The organism is Acidimicrobiales bacterium, from assembly GCA_036270875.1.
Lineage (GTDB): Bacteria > Actinomycetota > Acidimicrobiia > Acidimicrobiales > AC-9 > AC-9.
Window position 1 is genome coordinate 35,691 of the sequence record DATBBR010000034.1, and the last position, 18,151, is coordinate 53,841.

At 71.0% G+C, this 18,151-nt stretch carries 18 protein-coding genes; 15 read left to right on the forward strand and 3 right to left on the reverse strand.

All coding sequences use genetic code 11. The annotated features are described in order from the left end of the window. Window positions 1-17: 17 nt before the first annotated feature. The 5 genes from panD to lysS are packed head-to-tail and all read left to right on the forward strand — an operon-like array spanning window position 18 to window position 5,298. Complete coding sequence (gene panD / locus VH112_03925; GenBank protein HEX4539369.1) at window positions 18-416, forward strand: aspartate 1-decarboxylase; 399 nt, start codon at window positions 18-20, stop codon at window positions 414-416. Beyond that, on the forward strand, window positions 416-2,059 hold the full coding sequence (locus tag VH112_03930) for an FAD-binding protein (GenBank protein ID HEX4539370.1): 1,644 nt from the start codon (window positions 416-418) through the stop codon (window positions 2,057-2,059). The genes panD and VH112_03930 overlap by 1 nt, the downstream gene beginning before the upstream one ends. A 4-nt stretch (window positions 2,060-2,063) precedes the next feature. Next, complete coding sequence (gene nadC, locus VH112_03935) at window positions 2,064-3,047, forward strand: carboxylating nicotinate-nucleotide diphosphorylase (protein HEX4539371.1); 984 nt, start codon at window positions 2,064-2,066, stop codon at window positions 3,045-3,047. A 3-nt stretch (window positions 3,048-3,050) separates the two neighbouring features. Continuing rightward, entirely contained in the window at window positions 3,051-3,857 is an 807-nt protein-coding gene (locus VH112_03940) for a type III pantothenate kinase (GenBank protein HEX4539372.1), read from the forward strand. A gap of 25 nt (window positions 3,858-3,882) precedes the next feature. Beyond that, window positions 3,883-5,298, forward strand: coding sequence for a lysine--tRNA ligase (lysS, locus tag VH112_03945; protein ID HEX4539373.1), 1,416 nt, complete (start codon window positions 3,883-3,885; stop codon window positions 5,296-5,298). A gap of 9 nt (window positions 5,299-5,307) precedes the next feature. Here lysS and VH112_03950 read toward each other — a convergent pair whose 3' ends face one another. Next, window positions 5,308-6,285, reverse strand: coding sequence for a polyprenyl synthetase family protein (locus VH112_03950; protein ID HEX4539374.1), 978 nt, complete (start codon window positions 6,283-6,285; stop codon window positions 5,308-5,310). A gap of 203 nt (window positions 6,286-6,488) precedes the next feature. On the opposite strand from VH112_03950, the gene VH112_03955 reads away from it, so the two are divergent. The 4 genes from VH112_03955 (at window position 6,489) to disA (ending at window position 11,996) form a co-directional block, all read left to right on the forward strand. Further along, window positions 6,489-8,942, forward strand: a complete 2,454-nt coding sequence (locus VH112_03955; GenBank protein HEX4539375.1) for an ATP-dependent Clp protease ATP-binding subunit — start codon at window positions 6,489-6,491, stop codon at window positions 8,940-8,942. A 36-nt stretch (window positions 8,943-8,978) separates the two neighbouring features. Next, the gene (locus VH112_03960; GenBank protein HEX4539376.1) at window positions 8,979-9,350 is read left to right on the forward strand and encodes a universal stress protein; all 372 of its coding nucleotides are present in this window, start codon (window positions 8,979-8,981) and stop codon (window positions 9,348-9,350) included. A 96-nt stretch (window positions 9,351-9,446) separates the two neighbouring features. Next, window positions 9,447-10,886: a DNA repair protein RadA gene (radA, locus tag VH112_03965; GenBank protein ID HEX4539377.1), complete on the forward strand. Its 1,440-nt coding sequence runs from the start codon at window positions 9,447-9,449 to the stop codon at window positions 10,884-10,886. Between the two features lie 39 nt (window positions 10,887-10,925). Next, a complete protein-coding gene (gene disA, locus VH112_03970) occupies window positions 10,926-11,996 on the forward strand; it encodes a DNA integrity scanning diadenylate cyclase DisA (GenBank protein ID HEX4539378.1) in 1,071 nt (356 codons plus the stop codon). Window positions 11,997-12,006: 10 nt separating this feature from the next. Here the strand turns inward: disA and VH112_03975 are convergent, their stop codons facing one another. Next, window positions 12,007-12,666: a Crp/Fnr family transcriptional regulator gene (locus VH112_03975; protein HEX4539379.1), complete on the reverse strand. Its 660-nt coding sequence runs from the start codon at window positions 12,664-12,666 to the stop codon at window positions 12,007-12,009. 143 nt (window positions 12,667-12,809) lie between these two features. On the opposite strand from VH112_03975, the gene VH112_03980 reads away from it, so the two are divergent. The 5 genes from VH112_03980 (at window position 12,810) to sigH (ending at window position 16,158) form a co-directional block, all read left to right on the forward strand. Next, window positions 12,810-13,289, forward strand: a complete 480-nt coding sequence (locus tag VH112_03980) for a CarD family transcriptional regulator (protein ID HEX4539380.1) — start codon at window positions 12,810-12,812, stop codon at window positions 13,287-13,289. Window positions 13,290-13,309: 20 nt separating this feature from the next. After that, a complete protein-coding gene (gene ispD, locus VH112_03985) occupies window positions 13,310-13,963 on the forward strand; it encodes a 2-C-methyl-D-erythritol 4-phosphate cytidylyltransferase (GenBank protein HEX4539381.1) in 654 nt (217 codons plus the stop codon). Next, entirely contained in the window at window positions 13,960-14,442 is a 483-nt protein-coding gene (gene ispF, locus VH112_03990; GenBank protein HEX4539382.1) for a 2-C-methyl-D-erythritol 2,4-cyclodiphosphate synthase, read from the forward strand. Before ispD ends, ispF begins: the two co-directional genes overlap by 4 nt. Beyond that, on the forward strand, window positions 14,439-15,332 hold the full coding sequence (rlmB, locus tag VH112_03995; protein ID HEX4539383.1) for a 23S rRNA (guanosine(2251)-2'-O)-methyltransferase RlmB: 894 nt from the start codon (window positions 14,439-14,441) through the stop codon (window positions 15,330-15,332). Before ispF ends, rlmB begins: the two co-directional genes overlap by 4 nt. Window positions 15,333-15,510: 178 nt before the next feature. Next, window positions 15,511-16,158, forward strand: a complete 648-nt coding sequence (gene sigH / locus VH112_04000) for an RNA polymerase sporulation sigma factor SigH (GenBank protein HEX4539384.1) — start codon at window positions 15,511-15,513, stop codon at window positions 16,156-16,158. 17 nt (window positions 16,159-16,175) lie between these two features. Here the strand turns inward: sigH and VH112_04005 are convergent, their stop codons facing one another. Beyond that, window positions 16,176-16,961, reverse strand: a complete 786-nt coding sequence (locus VH112_04005; protein ID HEX4539385.1) for a hypothetical protein — start codon at window positions 16,959-16,961, stop codon at window positions 16,176-16,178. Between the two features lie 353 nt (window positions 16,962-17,314). Between VH112_04005 and VH112_04010 the strand changes: the two genes are divergently transcribed. Beyond that, on the forward strand, window positions 17,315-18,151 hold an 837-nt coding region (locus VH112_04010; protein HEX4539386.1), incomplete at its 3' end, for a DUF2156 domain-containing protein.

The window sequence follows — 18,151 nt, forward strand, 5'->3', positions numbered from 1 at the left end:
CTCCCGAAAGGCAAGAGATGCGACGCCGCATGATGAAGTCCAAGATCCATCGGGCCACCGTGACGGGAGCCGAGCTCGACTACGTTGGCTCGATCAGCCTCGACACCCGCCTGATGGAGCTGGCCGACATCCGAGAGCACGAGCAGGTGGCCGTGCTCGACATCGACAACGGCGCCCGGTTCGAGACGTACGCCATCGCCGGTCAGGAGGGCGAGGTCTGTCTCAACGGCGCCGCCGCCCGCCTCGTCCATCCGGGCGACAAGGTGATCGTCCTCACCTACGCCGACTACGAGGACGCCGAGCTCGACGGGTTCGAGCCGCGCGTCGTGCACGTAGACGCGGCCAACCGGACCGTGGCCGGCCCGGGAGGCTGGGCCGACGAGGTCGACATCGGGCTCCAGCCCACCCATCCGTAGTGACGACCCCCGGCCTTCCGGCGGAGCGTCCGGCGGCGCTGGACGTCCTCATCGTCGGGAGCGGGGTGGCGGGTTTGTCGGCCGCCGTGCGGGCCGCCGGGGGCTCGGGGCTCCGCGTCGGTGTGGCGACCAAGGCGGAGCTGGCCCAGTCGACGACTCGGTGGGCCCAGGGCGGTGTGGCCGCCGTGCTGGGGGTCGACGAGGACTCGACGGACTTGCACCTGGCCGACACCTTGGCCGCAGGGGCCGGTCTCTGTGACGTCGACGCCGTGAAGGTGCTCGTCGGGGAGGGGCCGACGAGAGTCGAGGAGCTCATCGCCATGGGAGCGGTGTTCGACCGCCACCCCGGAGGCGGGCTCGCTCTGTCCCGCGAGGGCGGTCACTCGACCGCTCGTGTCGTGCACGCCGGTGGCGCAGCCACCGGGGCCGAGATCGAGCGGGCGCTGGTCGAGGCCGTGCGGGAGACGGCCGCGGCCCTCCTCGAAGGGTGGTTCGCCGTTGATCTCGTTGTCGAGGCCGGGCGCTGCCAGGGCGTGGTGGCCCTCGATCCGAGCGGGCAGCCTCACGAGGTTCGGGCGTCCCACGTGGTGCTGGCGACGGGGGGCGCAGGCCAGCTCTATGCCGTGACCACGAATCCGTCCGAGGCCAGCGGGGACGGCGTCGCCATGGCCCTGCGTCGCGGGGTCGCGGTGGCCGACGTCGAGTTCATGCAGTTCCACCCGACCGCGCTGCACCATCCGGCCATGCCCCGTCCGCTGCTCTCAGAGGCGCTGCGGGGCCACGGAGCCCGGCTGCGGGATGTCGACGGTCGGCGCTTCGTCGAGGAGCTGTCGCCGCGCGACGTCGTCAGTCGGGCCATGGCTGCCCGCATGCTCGAGCAGGACGTCGACCACCTGTGGCTGGACGCCACGGGGCTGGAGCGGTTCGATCAGCGGTTTCCGACGATCGCCTCCTCGGTCCGCTCGATCGGCCTCGACCCGAGCTCGGACTGGCTTCCGATCGCTCCTGCCGCCCACTACCTGTCGGGCGGGCTGCTGACCGATCTCGACGGGGCGTCCACCCTCCCGGGCCTCTGGGCGTGCGGGGAGGTGGCCTGCACCGGCGTCCACGGCGCCAACCGGCTGGCGTCGAACTCGTTGCTGGAGGGCATGGTGTTCGCGGCGCGGGTGGTCGAGGCCATCGCTGATGGCCGCGAAGGGCCCGAGCCCACGGGCGCAATGGGCCCGATGCTGGAGGCGCTCGACGGCGCCCCCGCCAGCTACGTCACCAGCGGCTCCGGCAACGGTGACACGATCCCCGTGCGGCTCCTCGACCGTTGTGCGTCCGGCCATTCAGGACAGGAAGCGGCGGCGGCCGACGACGGCGAGGTCGACAAGCGCCGGCACCGGCTCCAGCAGGCGATGACGATCGGCGCCGGCGTGGTCAGGAGCGAGGAGTCCCTGGCTGCCGCCCGCGCTGTGGTGGAGGATGTCGCCGGCCCGGGTCGCGGGCCGGCGACCTGGGAGCTGGCCAACCTCGTCGAGGTGGCCAGGGCCGTGCTCGCGGCCGCCGCTGCCCGACGAGAGAGCCGGGGCGCGCACTCCCGCTCCGACTTTCCTGAGCAGGATCCCGCGCTGCGCTGCCGACTGGTGCCGAGCCGGTGACCACGTGACCCAGCTGCCCGGTCTCCACCCGCCGCTGCTGGCGGTCCGAGAGGCGGTCGGTCGCGCCCTGGCCGAGGACCTGTTGCCCCTCGGCGACCTCACGGCTTCGCTCCTGCCCGTCGACAGGCGGACCGACGCCCGTCTGGTCGCCCGGGCCGAGGGCGTGCTCGCCGGACGCGCCTGCGCCACCGAAGCGTTCGTCCAGGTGGACCCGTCGACCGCGGTGGCCTGGCAGCTGGACGACAGCGCTCCGTTGACCCCTGGTCGCACCATCGCCACTGTCTGCGGGCCGGCCGGCTCGGTGCTGAGCGCCGAACGCACGGCTCTCAACTTCCTGTGCCATCTCTCGGGAGTGGCCACCACCACGCGGCGCTTCGTGGATCGGGCTCAGGCGGCCAACCCGGCGACCAGGATCCTCGACACCCGGAAGACGACGCCCGGCTTGCGGGCGCTCGAGAAGGCTGCGGTGCGCGCGGGTGGCGGGGTGAACCACCGGGGCAGCCTCTCGGACGGCGTCCTCGTGAAGGACAACCATCTGGGCGCCCTGACGATCGCCGATGCGGTGGCCAGAGCCAGGCGCGGCTGGCCGGGACGGCTGCTGGAAGTCGAGTGCGACCGGCCCGAGCAGGTGGCCGAGGCGGTGGCCTCGGGTGCCGGCCAGGTGCTGCTCGACAACATGACGCCCGACGAGGTCGCCGGCTGCGTGGCCATGGTTCGCGAGCGCGACCCCGGCGGGCTCGGCGGTGCCCGCGTGCTCGTCGAGGTCTCCGGCGGCGTCACGCTCGACTCCGTAGGCGCCTTCGCGGCGGCGGGCGCCGACCTCATCTCGGTGGGAGCGATCACCCACTCCGCGCCGGCGCTCGACATCGCCCTCGACCTGGCCATGGTCGCCGGCCCGGGAGGCCGGCCCGGCGGCGAGGCTGGCCCGGGAGGCCGGCCCGGCGGCGAGGCTGGCCCGGGAGGCCGGCCCGGTGGCGTGGAGGCCTGACCCGTGCTCCTCGCCATCGACGTCGGCAACACCCAGACGGTCGTCGGCATGTTCGGACCGGGGGCCGCCGACGCGCCGCCGAGCGTGGACGGCGAGCTCCTCCACCACTGGCGCATCGCGACCGAGTCCGAGCGCACGGCCGACGAGTACGCCCTCCTGGTGACCCAGCTGCTCGACCTCAAGGACCTCGACGTCGCCGACACCGTCACCGGCGTCGCCCTGTCCTCGGGCGTGCCCAGGGTCACCGCCGCCCTGCGGGAGACGTTCAACCGCTGGTACCCCGTGCCCGTCGTCGTGGTCGAGCCCGGGACCCGGACGGGGATGCCGATCATGATCGACAACCCGAAGGAGGTCGGCGCTGACCGGATCACCAACGCGGTGGCCGCTTTCGACCTGTATGGAGGGCCGGCCATCGTGGTGGACCTGGGGACGGCCACCACCTTCGACGCCATCTCGGCGCGTGGTGAGTACCTGGGCGGGGCGATCGCACCTGGCGTCGAGATCAGCCTCGACGCCCTGTTCGAGCGGGCGGCCGCCCTGCGCCGGGTGGAGCTGGTGGAGGCTCCTCGGCACCTCATCGGCAAGAGCACCGTGGAGGCGCTCCAGTCAGGCGCCGTCTACGGCTGCGCAGCGATGGTGGACGGCATGTGCCGGCGGCTGGAGGACGAGCTGGGCCCCTCGACGGTCGTGGCCACCGGAGGATTGGCGGAGCTGATCTGCCGTGTGTGCACCAGCGTGCAGCACCACGAGCCCTGGCTCACGCTCCACGGGCTGCGGCTCGTCTTCGAGCGCAACATGGCTCCGCGTTAGAGGCCGCCCCAGGATCCGGAGGACTATGCCCGAAGTTCCCTACCGTTTCGAGCGCACCGACGAGGCGGCCGGCCTGCAGGCCGCGTTCGCCGACCTCGGCGCGGGCGCGGAGTCCGGCGCGTCGGTCTCTGTGGCCGGGCGTCTCATGTTGACCAGGCCGCAGGGCAAGCTGACGTTCGCCGAGCTGCGGGACTCGAGCGGCGCCGTCCAGCTCTTCGCTGGGAGCGGCTTCACCCAGCGCTACGAATCGTTCTCTCGCCTCTCCCTCGGAGACTGGGTGGGAGCGACCGGCGAGGTCGTCCGGACGCGCCGGGGCGAGCTGTCGGTGAAGGTCGGGGCGTGGGAGCTGCTGGCCGAGGCTCGGCGGGGCTTTGGCGACAAGTGGCGTGGCATCGCAGACCCCGACGTCCGCTATCGCCAGCGCTACGTGGACCTCTGGGCCAACGAGTCGTCACGCGACATCTTCGCCCTGCGCAGCCGCGCCGTCAGCCACGTCCGGGCGTGGCTGGGCGATCGCGGCTTCGTGGAGGTCGAGACGCCGGTGCTGCAGCCGGTGCCGGGAGGAGCGGACGCCCGTCCGTTCGTCACCCACCACAACGCCCTCGACATGGATCTCTACCTTCGGATCGCGCCTGAGCTGTACCTGAAGCGTCTGGTCGTGGGCGGCATGGAGCGCGTCTTCGAGCTCGGGCGCGTCTTCCGAAACGAGGGTCTTTCGCGCCGCCACAACCCCGAGTTCACGATGCTCGAGCTCTACCAGGCCTACGCCGACTACACCGACATGATGGAGCTCGTCGAGGAGTTGGTCTCGAGCGTCGCCCGCCAGCTCCTCGGGACCACCTCGCTCACCTACGGAGGGCGCCCCATCGACCTGGCCCCGCCCTGGCGGCGGGCCACGATGACCGAGCTGATCGAGGAGCACGCGGGCGCGGCCGTCGACGTCGGCATGACGGTTCCGGAGCTGCGAGCCATCGCCGCCGCTCACGACGTGCCCGTGGTTCCCTCGTGGGGACCGGGCAAGCTCGTGCTCGAGATCTACGAGAAGACCACCGAGGCCGAGCTGTGGGGCCCGGTGTTCGTGTGCGACTACCCGAAAGAGGTGTCGCCCCTCGCCCGCGACCACCGCACCCGGCCCGGGCTGGTCGAGCGCTTCGAGCCCGTTGTCGCCGGGCGGGAGCTGGGCAACGCCTTCTCGGAGCTGGTGGACCCCGACGAGCAGCGGGCCCGCTTCGAGGAGCAGGCGGCCCGACGAGCGGCAGGGGACCCGGACGCCACGATGGTGGTCGACGAGGACTACCTGCGGGCGCTCGAGTACGGCCTGCCCCCGACCGCCGGGCTCGGGATCGGCATCGACCGTCTGGTCATGCTGCTGGGTGACGTGGCCAACATCCGCGACGTGATCGCCTTCCCCACCCTCCGCCCTGAAGCGGGGCGGGACTGATCAGACGGTTCAGCCGGTGGGGATGTCGTCGACCACGATGTGGCCCAGCCGGCCGAGGGCCGAGCCGGTGGGGCTCGAGCTGAACGTCGAGGCGGCCGCGGCGGCCATGTCGGCGTAGCGCCGGCCGGCGCCGACGGCCGAGGCGATGCCGCCCGACGTGGTCACCATGTCCCGGGCCTTGTCCCGCTGGCTCCGGTCCAGCGGGCGGCCGAGCAACGACCGCAGCTCGGGGCCGATGCCGCCGTCGCCCAGGGTCCGCAGCACAGGCAGGGTGTAGATGCCCCGCTCCAGGTCCTGGCCGACACCCTTGCCCAGCTCCTCCTCGGTGGCGACGACGTCGAGGATGTCGTCACGAATTTGGAACACCATGCCGAAGCACTCCCCGAAGGTGGTCAGGGCGTCCACCTGGCGGCGGTCGAGGTTGGCCGTCAGGCCGCCGATGCGGCAGGCGGCTGCCATCAGGGACGCCGTCTTGTCGCGGATGGTGGCGAGGTAGGCCTGCTCGCTGCGGTCCACGTCGAAGGCGGTGTGGACCTCGCCGATCTGGCCCTCGCAGAGGCGGGCGAGGGTGGCAGCCAGCAGCCCGGCCACCTCGGTCCCCAGGCTGGCGGCGATCCCGGCGGCCCGCGCCAGCAGGAAGTCCCCGGCCACGACGGCCACCAGGTTCCCCCACCGGTCGTTGACGCTCTGGACTCCCCTCCTGGTCGTGGCCTCGTCCATGACGTCGTCGTGGTAGAGCGACGCCTGGTGCACCAGCTCCACCGCGACCCCTCCGAGCAGGACATCCTCGGAGGCGACGGCGTCGCCGGCCGCGGCCGCGGCCACGGTCAACGAAGGTCTGAGCCGTTTGCCCCCCGCGGCGATAAGGTGGGTTGCGACCTCGCTGAGGAAGGGGTCTTCGGTGGCCACGACTCGGCAGAGGGTGTCCTCGAGGCGGGCCAGATCGTCCTCGAGCCCGGGAAGGCCGAGCACCTCAGCGACGTTCACTGTCACAGGAACTTAGGCGAGATGCCTACCTTGACGACAACCGACAGGGGGTTGCCTCCCCCAACCGGGGGCCGTCAGAGGGTGGTGGTCCAGAAAAAGAGGAGGGCGAGGAACTGGACAGCCACGGGTAGAATGAGATCATGAAGACAGCCTTCCCAGGAGGCCGGTAGTTGTTCGAACGCTTCACAGATCGAGCCAGACGCGTGCTCGTCCTCGCTCAAGAGGAAGCGCGCCTCCTCAACCACAACTTCATCGGTACCGAGCACATCCTGCTGGGCCTCATCCACGAGGGTGAGGGCGTCGCAGCCAAGGCCCTGGAGTCCCTCGGGATCTCGCTGGAGGCCGTGAGGGAGAAGGTCGAAGAGACCATCGGGCCGGCCGGGAGCTCGCCCACCGGCTCGCCCCCCTTCACCCCCCGGGCCAAGAAGGTCCTCGAGCTGTCCCTGCGGGAGGCCCTCCAGCTGGGTCACAACTACATCGGCACCGAGCACATGCTGCTCGGCCTGGTCCGCGAGGGTGAGGGCGTCGCCGCCCAGGTCCTGGTGAACCTGGGTGCCGACCTGTCGCGGGTGCGCCAGCAGGTGATCCAGCTCCTCTCCGGCTACCAGGGGAAGGAGTCGACCTCGGGCGGTCCGTCCTCGGGCCAGGAGACCCCGTCGGGATCACCCGTCCTGGACCAGTTCGGGCGCAACCTGACAACCCTGGCCAGAGAGCGCAAGCTCGACCCGGTCATCGGCCGGGACCGCGAGATCGAGCGGGTGATGCAGGTTCTCTCGCGCCGGACCAAGAACAATCCGGTGCTGATCGGCGAGCCGGGCGTCGGCAAGACCGCCATCGTCGAGGGCCTGTCGCAGAAGATCGTGGCCAACGACGTCCCCGAGACGCTCAAGGCCAAGCAGCTGTACACCCTCGATCTCGGGGCCCTCGTGGCGGGCAGCCGCTACCGGGGCGACTTCGAGGAGCGCCTCAAGAAGGTGCTGAAGGAGATCCGCACCCGAGGCGACATCATCCTGTTCATCGACGAGCTCCACACCCTGGTGGGCGCCGGTGCCGCCGAGGGCGCCATCGACGCCGCCTCGATCCTCAAGCCCATGCTGGCCCGAGGCGAGCTCCAGACGGTGGGCGCCACGACCCTCGACGAGTACCGCAAGCACCTGGAGAAGGACGCCGCCCTGGAGCGCCGTTTCCAGCCCATCAAGGTCGAGGAGCCGTCGCTCAACCACACCATCGAGATCCTGAAGGGACTGCGCGACCGCTACGAGAGCCACCACTCGGTGACCATCACCGACCAGGCCCTGGTCGCCGCAGCGAACCTCGCCGACCGCTACATCTCGGACCGCTATCTTCCGGACAAGGCCATCGACCTCATCGACGAGGCGGGCAGCCGCCTGCGCATCCGCCGCATGGCCACCCCGCCCGACTACAAGGAGCTCGAGGACGAGATTGGCCGTATCCGCCACGACAAGGAGACGGCGATCGAGCGCCAGGCCTTCGACCAGGCCAAGAAGCTCTCCGAGGAGGAGAAGGAGCGCCTCGAGCGCAAGGCGGCCAAGGAGGCCGAGTGGCGGGCGGAGGGCATCGACCTGTTCGACGTGGTCGACGAGGAGGTCATCGCCGACGTCCTGGCCAACTGGACGGGTATCCCGGTCTACAAGCTGACCGAGGAGGAGACGGCCAAGCTGCTGCGCATGGAGGAGGAGCTCCACAAGCGGGTCATCGGCCAGGAGCCTGCCCTGCAGGCCCTGTCCCGTGCCATCCGCCGGACCCGGGCCGGGCTCAAGGACCCCAAGCGGCCGAGCGGGTCGTTCATCTTCCTCGGCCCTACCGGCGTCGGGAAGACCGAGCTGGCCAAGGCCCTGGCCGAGTTCCTCTTCGGCGACGAGGGGTCGCTCATCCAGCTCGACATGAGCGAGTACATGGAGAAGCACACCGTGAGCCGGCTGGTGGGCTCGCCACCGGGGTACGTGGGCTACGAGGAAGGCGGACAGCTGACCGAAGCCGTCCGACGCAAGCCATTCTCGGTGGTCTTGTTCGACGAGATAGAGAAGGCGCACCCGGACGTGTTCAACACCCTGCTCCAGATCCTGGAGGACGGGCGGCTGACCGACTCACAGGGTCGTTCGGTCGACTTCAAGAACACCGTGCTGATCATGACCTCGAACCTGGGCACCGCCGACCTGCGTCGGGCCTCGGTGGGCTTCGCCAAGACCACCGAGTCGGTGACCTACGAGCGCATGAAGGAGCGGGTCAACGAGGCGCTGAAGCAGCACTTCCGGCCCGAGTTCCTCAACCGCATCGACGAGGTCATCGTCTTCCACGAGCTCTCCCGTGAGGAGGTCGTCGAGATCGTCGACCTCATGACCAAGCGGGTGCGCGAGCAGCTCGAGGGACAGGGCCTCGGCCTGGAGATGACCCGGGCAGCCAAGGAGCTGCTGGCCGAGAAGGGCTACGACCCTCAGCTCGGCGCCCGCCCGCTGCGCCGGTCGATCCAGCAGATGGTGGAGGACCCGCTGTCGGAGAAGCTCCTGTGGAAGGAGTTCCGGGTGGGCGAGACGATCATCGTCGACGTCGAGAACGGCGAGGTCGTGTTCCGGGCCATCGAGGGAATCGAGCCGCCCCCGGTGGAGCTGGCCGGAGCCGGTCCCGCGTCGGAGTAGCGCCTGCCCCCCTGCAGGCTTCTACGCTGACGCCTCGTGTACGAACGGATACTCGTCGGAACAGATGGTTCGCGCACCGCGGCGAAGGCCGTGGACCGGGCCGTGGAGCTCGCCGAGGCCACGGGTGCCAGGCTCACGGTGCTGACCGTGGGCGCAGAGGCCAAGGCGCTGCTCACGGCCGAGTCCGAAGTCGCCCGCCACCGGGGGAGCGGCGTGGCCATCGACGCCATGGCGATCAACGGCGATCCGGCGGCGGTGCTCCTGGACGAGGCCGAGCGGGGCCGGTACGACCTGCTGGTGATGGGCAACAAGGGGATGACAGGCGTGAGCCGGTTCCTGATGGGATCGGTCCCCAACAAAGTCAGCCACCACGCCTCGTCCAACGTCCTGGTCGTCCGCACCACCTGAGTAGCACCGGCTCTTCGCGCCCTGCCGTTTCGACAAAAGGTGGAACCGAACAGGTATCCCTCGGACTGTCGCACCCGGCCGATACCGTGCCACCCAATGGGCCGCAACCGCACCGTGCACCGGTGCCACCAGTGCGACAGCGTCTCCGCTCGATGGAGCGGGCGATGTCCGTCGTGTGACGCCTGGAACTCGTTGGTCGAGGAGATTGTCCCGGCCGACAAGGGACGTCGCCCCGCGACCGGCAGTCAACCGGCGGAGCCCCCGCGCCCGATCGCCGACGTCGACGCGGCCGCCTCCGCACCGATACCGACGGGACTGGCCGAGCTGGACCGGGTGATGGCCGGCGGGTTCGTGCCCGGCTCGGTCACGCTGGTGGGCGGCGAGCCCGGCATCGGCAAGTCGACCCTTCTGCTGCAGGCGGTGGCCGCGATGGCCGCGGCGGGCACCAAGGCGCTGCTGGTGTCGGCAGAGGAGTCCGCCCAGCAGGTCCGTCTGCGGGCCGAGCGGCTCGGCGCCCTGCTGCCCGGGCTGTGGCTGCTCTCCGATACTTCGCTCCCCAACGTGCTGCAGGCGGTGGCCGACCTGCACCCCGACGTGGTCGTCGTCGACTCCATCCAGACCGTGCTCGATCCCGATCTGGGGTCGACGGCGGGCACCGTCACCCAGGTGCGCGAGTGCGCGTCGCAGCTGCTGCAGGTGGCCAAGTCGTCGGCTGTGGCCGCCCTGCTCGTGGGGCACGTGACCAAGGAAGGCGCCCTGGCCGGACCTCGGGTGCTCGAGCACGTCGTCGACACCGTGCTGTCCTTCGAGGGGGAGCGCCACCACGCCCTCAGGCTGCTGCGGGCCACCAAGCACCGCTTCGGTCCCACGGGCGAGCTCGGACTGTTCGAGATGGCCGACGCCGGCCTGGCCGGCATCGCCGATCCCAGCCAGCTGCTGCTCGGAGATCGACAGACGGGAGTCCCGGGCGGTGTGGTGCTTCCGACCATGGAGGGTCATCGTCCGTTGCTGGTCGAGCTCCAGGCGCTGGTGGCGCCGACCAAGCTGCCGATGCCCCGGCGTTCCGCGCAGGGCCTGGACAGCGGGCGAATGGCGCTGCAGCTCGCCGTCCTCGAGCAGCGCGTGGGGCTGGCGCTCACCGGAGCCGACGTGTACGCCTCGGTCACTGGTGGGGTGCGAGTGACCGAGCCGGCCGCCGATCTCGCGCTCGGGCTGGCCCTGGCCTCGGCGGTGAGCGGCCGGGCACTGCCGCCGGATCTCGTGGTCTGCGGCGAGGTCGGCCTCGGCGGTGAGGTCCGTCAGGTTGCGCAGCTGCAGCGTCGCCTGGCCGAGGCCGTACGCCTGGGCTTCCGCCGCGCCGTGGTGCCGGCCTCGGGGCCCCAAGGACCGGCCGGGATGGAGATCGTCAGGGTGGCCACCCTGGCCGAGGCCGTCGAGCTCCTATTGGCCGAGCGACCGATGGGCACCGCCGGCCCGGGGGGCCGGCCCGAGAGCACAGCCGGCTCCGGAGGCCGGACCTTGGACCTCGTGCCGTAACTATCGATCAGTTCGGCACCTCGAGGCTACGATTCGCCTGTGCTGGCCGGGCGTAGCGTGGCCATGATCGAAGCGTTGGCGGTCGTGGCCCCTGGACGTCCACTGCGTGAGGGCCTCGATCGCATCCTGCAGGCCAACATGGGGGCCCTCATCGTCGTGGGGGACGGGCCCGCGGTGCTCTCCATCTGCTCGGGCGGCTTCCTGGTGGACGCCGGGTTCACCCCGCAACGGCTATCCGAGCTGGCGAAGATGGACGGGGCGATCATCCTGTCGCCCGACGCCAGCCGGATCGCCCGGGCCAACGTGCACCTCGTCCCCAACCCGAACGTGCCCACCACAGAGACGGGGACCCGTCACCGCACGGCCGAGCGGGTGGCGCGATCGATCGACGTGCCGGTCATCTCGGTGTCGGAGGACATGTCGATCATCGCCGTCTACCGCCACGACCTCAAGCACCCGCTTCAGCCCATCCCCCAGCTCATCAACCGGGCCAACCAGGCGCTCCAGACCCTGGAGCGCTACAAGAACCGGCTCGACACGGTGAGCAGCTCCCTGTCCACCCTCGAGGTGGAGGACCTCGTTACCGTGCGCGACGTCGCCACCGTGCTGCAGCGGGCAGAGATGGTTCGCCGCATCGCCGAGGAGGTGCACGGGTACCTGGTGGAGCTGGGCGAGGACGGGCGTCTGCTGCTCCTGGCTCTCGACGAGCTGATGGGGGGCGTCGACGACGACCGCCGGCTGGTGGTGAAGGACTACCTCAACGAGCATCGAGGCCGGGACCTCGACGAAGCCATGGAGGAGCTGGCCAGCCTGTCCAGCGAGGACCTCCTGGACGTGAAGAACGTCGCCCACATCCTTCGTGTCGCTGCGGAGGTCGAGCTCGACGCCAGCCTCGAGCCCCGCGGCTACCGGCTGCTCTCGAAGATCCCCCGCCTGCCCGACACCGTGATCGACCGCATCGTGGCCCACTTCTCGACCCTGCAGAAGACCATGCGGGCCACGGTGGAGGACCTCGACGAGGTCGGCGGGGTCGGTGGGGCGCGGGCCCGGGCCGTGAAGGACGGGCTCTCCCGGCTGGCCGAGACCAGCATCCTCGACCGCTATAGCTGAGCCCGGGCGATCAGGTCGCCCGGCGGGTCATCTGCTCGCGGTCGAGGATCCGGTAGTGACGATCGGCCTGCTGCAGCCAGCCGAGCCGCAGGAAGGCGGCCAGCGCCTTGTTGACCCGTTCCCGCGACGCCCCGACCAGGCCGGCCAGCTCCTCCTGGGTGACGGGCAGCACGAACTCGTCGGCCGGGCCCGCCAACTCGAGGAGCCGCTTGGCCGTCCGGCCGGGAACGTCGAGGAACACACTGTCGGCGAGGGCGGCGTTGGTGGCCCGCAGGCGGCCGGCCAGCATGGAGACCACTGACCACAGCAGCTCCGGCTGCCGGGCCAGGACGTCCCTGATGGGCCCGTACGGCACGCCGACCAGCTGGGAGGGCTCCAGAGCCCTGGCCTCGGCCGAGCGGGGCCGGCCGTCGAAGAGGGGCATGTCCCCGAACAGATCCTCCCGCTCCATCAGGGCGACCATGGTCTGACGCCCGTCGGGCGACCGCTGGGCGATGGCGATCCGCCCGGACCGGACGATGAAGAGCTCCTCGGCGGGGTCGTCCTGGGCGAACACCATGTCGTTGCGCTGGAGGGTGACCGCCCGCGCCGCCTCCACCACCTGGTCGATGGCGGGGGAACCGAGTCCCCTGAACAGCTCCGATCTGGTCAGCAACTCGCCGTGCTGCATCTGTAGCCGCAGCGTAGCTTGGACCTGCACCGAGAGGGCCGGGACCGCTGCCGGGCAGATACCTCGCCCGCGGAGTTGTCCATAGTCGCCTTGTCCCCGTACCCTAGAGGTATCCCCCTCGCCGTCTCGTTCTTGGGAGTGGTATGTCGTTCGACGTCGGTGACAAGGTCGTCTACCCCCATCACGGCGCCGCCGTGATCGAAAAGCGCGAGAAGAAGGACGTCTTCGGCGAGAACCGCGAGTATCTGGTGCTCCGCCTTGCCTACGGGGACCTGACCCTCATGGTCCCGGCCGACAACACCGACGAGGTCGGCCTCCGAGAGGTCATCACCGACGAGGAGGTCGAGGAGGTCTTCGCCGTCCTTCGCAAGAAGGAGGCCCGGATGCCGACGAACTGGTCTCGTCGCTACAAGAACCACGTCGAGAAGCTCAAGTCCGGCGACATCTACCAAGTCGCCGAGGTTGTTCGAAACCTCTCCATACGGGACAAGGACAAGGGCCTGTCGGCGGGCGAGAAGCGCATGCTCACACGCGCCCGCCAGATCCTGGTCTCCGAGCTCACCTTCGCCATCGGCGTGAGCGAGGAGGAGGCGGAGGAGAAGCTGAACGAGGCGCTGCCCTAGCGGCAGGGGTCACCACAGGAGTGGGTGAGCCGGGGACGCGGCGGGCTGGGGTCTGGGCGATCGTCGTGGCGGCGGGAAGCTCGAGTCGTTTCGGACGGCTCAAGCAGTTCGAGACGCTGGGAGGACGCCAGGTCCTCGACTGGTCGATGGAGGCGGCCCGATCGGTGGCCGCAGGTGTCGTGCTCGTGGTCCCCGGTCCCGCTCCTGCGGAGGCCCGCGGAGCCGATGTGGTCGTCGCCGGCGGGTCGACGCGCGCCGAATCGGTACGAGCCGGGTTGGACGCCGTTCCGGGCGACGCCGAGGTGCTCGTCGTCCACGACGCCGCCCGCCCCCTGGCCGGAGCCGACCTGTTCAAAGCGGTGGTGGAGGCGCTCGCCCCGGGAGTTGACGCCGCCGTTCCCGGCCTTCCGGTCGCCGAGACCGTCAAGCAGGTAGCCGAGGGCCGGGTCGTCTCCACACTGGATCGCAGCGAGCTGGTTGCCGTGCAGACTCCACAGGCATTCCGGGCCGGCGAGCTGCGCTCGGCCCATCAGACCGGGGGCGAGGCCACCGACGACGCCGGCTTGGTCGAGGCCGCCGGGGGAACGGTCGTGGTGGTGCCGGGCGATCCCCGCAACATCAAGCTGACCAAGCCCTCCGATCTCGTCGTGTTGGAAGCGCTGCTGCGGGCATGACCAGTCGGGTGGGCCTGGGCTTCGACGTCCACGGATTCAGCGCCGACCCTGGTCGTCCGCTCGTGCTCGGCGGTGTGGCCATCGAGGGGGCGTCGGGCCTGGCCGCGCACAGCGACGGCGATGTCGTCGCCCATGCGCTCGCCGACGCCATGCTCGGGGCCGCGGCCCTGGGAGACATCGGGCAGCACTTCCCCGACACCGACCTCACATGGTCGGGCGCCGACAGCGTGGCGATGCTCGCCCAGGTGGCCGTCATGGTGCACGACGCAGGATGGCGACCGGTCAACGCCGACTGCACCGTGGTCCTCGAGACGCCGATGCTGGCTCCGTACCGGACACGGCTCCAGGACCGACTGAGCGGCGTCCTCGAGGCGCCGGTGAGCGTGAAGGCGAAGCGGTCCGAAGGCCTGGGGTCTCTGGGGCGGGCCGAGGGTATCGCCTGTCTGGCGGTGGTTCTCCTGGAAGGCGGCGACGGATGACGGGCCGGTCGCGACCTCCCGGCGGGTCTCGACGGCCTCGCCGCGGGCAGGCTCCGAGCGGCGTCCCGGCCGGCCGCCGAGCCGCCGAGCGCCGTCCGGCCAGAGGCCGGGACGCGGCGCGCCGTCAGACCAGCGGGCTTGGTGGCGAGCAGGTGGAGGGGCGCCGGGCAGTGCGCGAGCTGCTGGCCGCCGGTCGCCGGCGCACTCGGGACGTGTGGCTGGCCGAGGGCCTCGACGACTCTCCGCTCCTCGATGAGATCCGCCTGCTGGCCGCGGAGGGCGGCGTGCGCCTGCGGACCGTGGCCAGGTCGCGTCTCGACGCTGAGTCCCGAACAGAGGTGCCCCAGGGGGTGCTGGCCCACGCCGAGGCCCTGCCGGCGGTCGACCTCGACGTCCTGTGCCAGCCGTCGCCGGGCGGGCCCAGCCCCTTCCTCGTCGTCCTTGACGGGGTCACCGATCCCCACAACCTGGGCGCCCTGCTGCGCACCGCCGAGGGAGCGGGAGCGACGGGAGCGGTGCTCGCCCGTCACGGCGCCGCCCACGTCACGCCCACGGTGGCCAAGGCCGCGGCCGGGGCCATCGAGCGGCTCCCGATGGCCATGGTCCCGAGCGTGCCGGGCAGCCTGGCCGAGCTGGCCCGCCACAGCGTCTGGACCGTGGGGCTCGACAGCAGCGCCGAGACGTCGCTGTTCGGGCTGGCCCTCGCTGATCAGCCGCTGGCCCTGGTGCTGGGATCCGAGGGCCGGGGCCTGGCGCGGCTCACCCGCCAGCGCTGCGACCTGGTCGTGGCCATCCCCGGCGTCGGGTCCCTCGCCTCGCTGAACGTCGCTGCCGCCGGCGCCGTGGCCTGCTTCGAGGTGGCCAGGCAGCGATTGGCCCTCTCGTACTAGTCCCCGGCAGGAGAATTTTTGTGTCACCTTGGGGGATGCGGGTACATCTGCCCTGATCCTGGACCGGATGTGACGGTTGACACGGGCGCTCCGACTGGTTACAAAGAACTAGTCCAGACACCATCGAGCGCCGCAGCTCGGTCACAGCACCCAGGGGTTGGAGAACATGTCGCTTCGAATGGACCGGGTCCCGGACATTGACTGCCCTGATGACGAGCTGGTGGCCCGCTTTCACGCCGGAGACGGCTGTGCCCTGAACGTGCTCCTCCAGCGCTACCGGCGCTTCGCCCGGGCCAAGGCGCGCACCTACTTCCTGGTCGGCGCCGACGCCGACGACATCGAGCAGGAGGGGCTGATCGGGCTGTACAAGGCGGCCAGAGACTTCCGTCCCGACCGGCAGTCGTCCTTCCGGGCCTTCGCCGAGCTGTGTATCACCAGGCAGGTGATCACCGCCATCAAGACGGCCACCCGCCACAAGCACCAGCCCCTGAACCAGTACGTGTCGATCTCGGCCACGCGGCCCGACGACGAGCCCAACGACCGCCTGGTCGAGAAGCTGCTCGGCTCCGACCACGCCACCGACCCGGCCGAGCAGGCGGTGTCGCGGGAGCGCATGGAGGACATGCGCAGGTCCATGGCCGAGATGCTGTCGGTACTCGAGGTCGACGTGCTCCGCCTGTACGTCGAGGGCAAGTCCTACCAGGAGATCAGCCAGCGGCTCGGACGCCACGTCAAGTCGATCGACAACGCCCTCCAGCGCATCAAGCGCAAGGTCGACCTCCACCTCCAGGAGCGGGCCGCCGAGGACGCCCTCGTCGACGCCTAGCGGCCCTGCCGGCGGGCTCAGCCGCCGAACAGCGCAGGCAGCTCGGCCGCCCGGCCGGCGAGGAACAGGCCGCCGACAGCTAACGACGACACGCCGGTGAGCCCTCCCAGCACCAGCTGGGCCCGCACGGAGCGACGCACACCGACCAGGCCGGTGAGCCAGGCGGCGGCGATGCCCAGGTCGCTCACGATCAGCCCGGTGACGAAGGCGAGCAGGATGAACATCGCACCGGCGGTCGATCCCGACGCCGCGGCGCTGGCGAAGAGGACCACCTGGGTCGGCGTCTCGGCGCCGGTCCCGTGGAGCACGCCGACGGCGAAGGCGGAGCGGGGCCCCAGGTCATCGAGCGCGCCCGCGGGCGGAGTCCCGCGACGCCTGGCACGCGACCACGCCCGGCGGACGATGCCGACCAGGAGCTTCACTCGGCCGGCGTAGCGGTACTCGCCGCGGTCCCGACCTAGCTGCCACAGCACGAAGGCCCCCAGTGCGACCAACGTGGCGCCGACGACGCCCTCGAAGATCCGATCGATGCCTGCGGGGAGGCCGACCCCGAGGACGCCGACGACAGCGCCCAGGGCGGCGATGACGAGCCCGTGGCCGATGCAGTACCAGAGGGCGAGGCTGACGGTGCGGCCGTTCCGACCCGTGCGGCGAGCACCCGAGGCGCCCGCCGGCGCGTTGGCGGTGGTGAGGTCGGTGATGGCGGCGAGATGGTCCCAGTCGAGCCCGTGGCGGCACCCGAGGAGGAAGCCGGTGCCGCCAATGGACAGCGTGGGCCAGGACAGCAGGGAGTGCGCGGCCACGGCGTCTCGCTTCCGACGTGATGTCGAACGGGGCTGTGGGGGTCCCACCGCCGGCCTTCTGGCTCCCGCCCGAAAGCGGGCGGCTACAGGAGTGCTGACTGCGCCGGACTCGCACCGGACTTGCCCGGGCGGCGGGTTGCGCCGACCCTATCCCAACTGGGGCCGCGTCCTGGACGTCCGGGCGCGGCGCCGAAACGCCTCAGTAACGAACGCGTCAGCGTTTCGTCAGAAACCGGTCAGCTCATCGTCAGGTCTGGGCGAGATCATGGCGGAGCCCGCAGTCCGCCGACGGAGCCGACGGGAACATTCAGTCCTGGACGCCGAAGCGGCGTTCCCTGGGGGGAGGAGGACCAATGAAGACCGCGGTCATGTACGCCGGCTCAGTGGCCGCGACCTACCGGGTGCAGCGGAGAGTCGCCCGACCTGCGCCGCACCCTGTCGACAGTCCGGGCACTATCGCCTCCCTCGCCGAGGCGGCCGTGGCCCACTGGGGCCGGAGCTCGGCCAGCCCGTTTCTCGTCGGCGCCGACCGCCGGGTGATCAGGGTGGGCGCCGGCGCCGCCGGGTGGGTGCGCCAGGGTCGATGGGCGGTGCTGGCCACCGACGTGGCGGCGCCCGTCGATGCAGCCGAGGCGGCGCTGGACGAGCTGTTGGAGGTGCTCGCGGGCGAGCGTCTCCGACCGGTGTTCGCCTGCGTGGCAGATCCCGAGCCCTACCGGAGGCGCGGGATGCACGCGGTTCCCATCGCCGACGACGCCGTGGTCGATCTCGGCTCCTTTTCCCTGGCGGGACCTCGCCGGGCAAAAGTCCGCCACAGCCTGAACGCCGCCCGCCGAGCGGGCATCGCCGTCGTCCCCTTCACGAACGACCTCGCCGACGGGACGGCCGCCGTCTCGGCGGCCTGGCTGGCGACCAAGCGTGGCGGCGAGATGGGGTTCACCCTGGGCCGCTTCGATGCCGAGGAGCTCGACCGGGTCGACTGTCGGGTCGCGGTCGACGCCGGAGGGCGGGTCGTCGGGTTCGTGAGCTGGCACCGCTACGACGACGGGCGGGCCCGGGTGCTCGACCTGATGCGCCGAGCCCCCGATGCCCCATACGCCACCATTGATGCCCTCATTGCCGAGAGCCTGATCGGCTTCGGAGACGCCGGAGTCGAGCGGGCCAGCCTCGCATGCGTGCCCGTGGGCAGG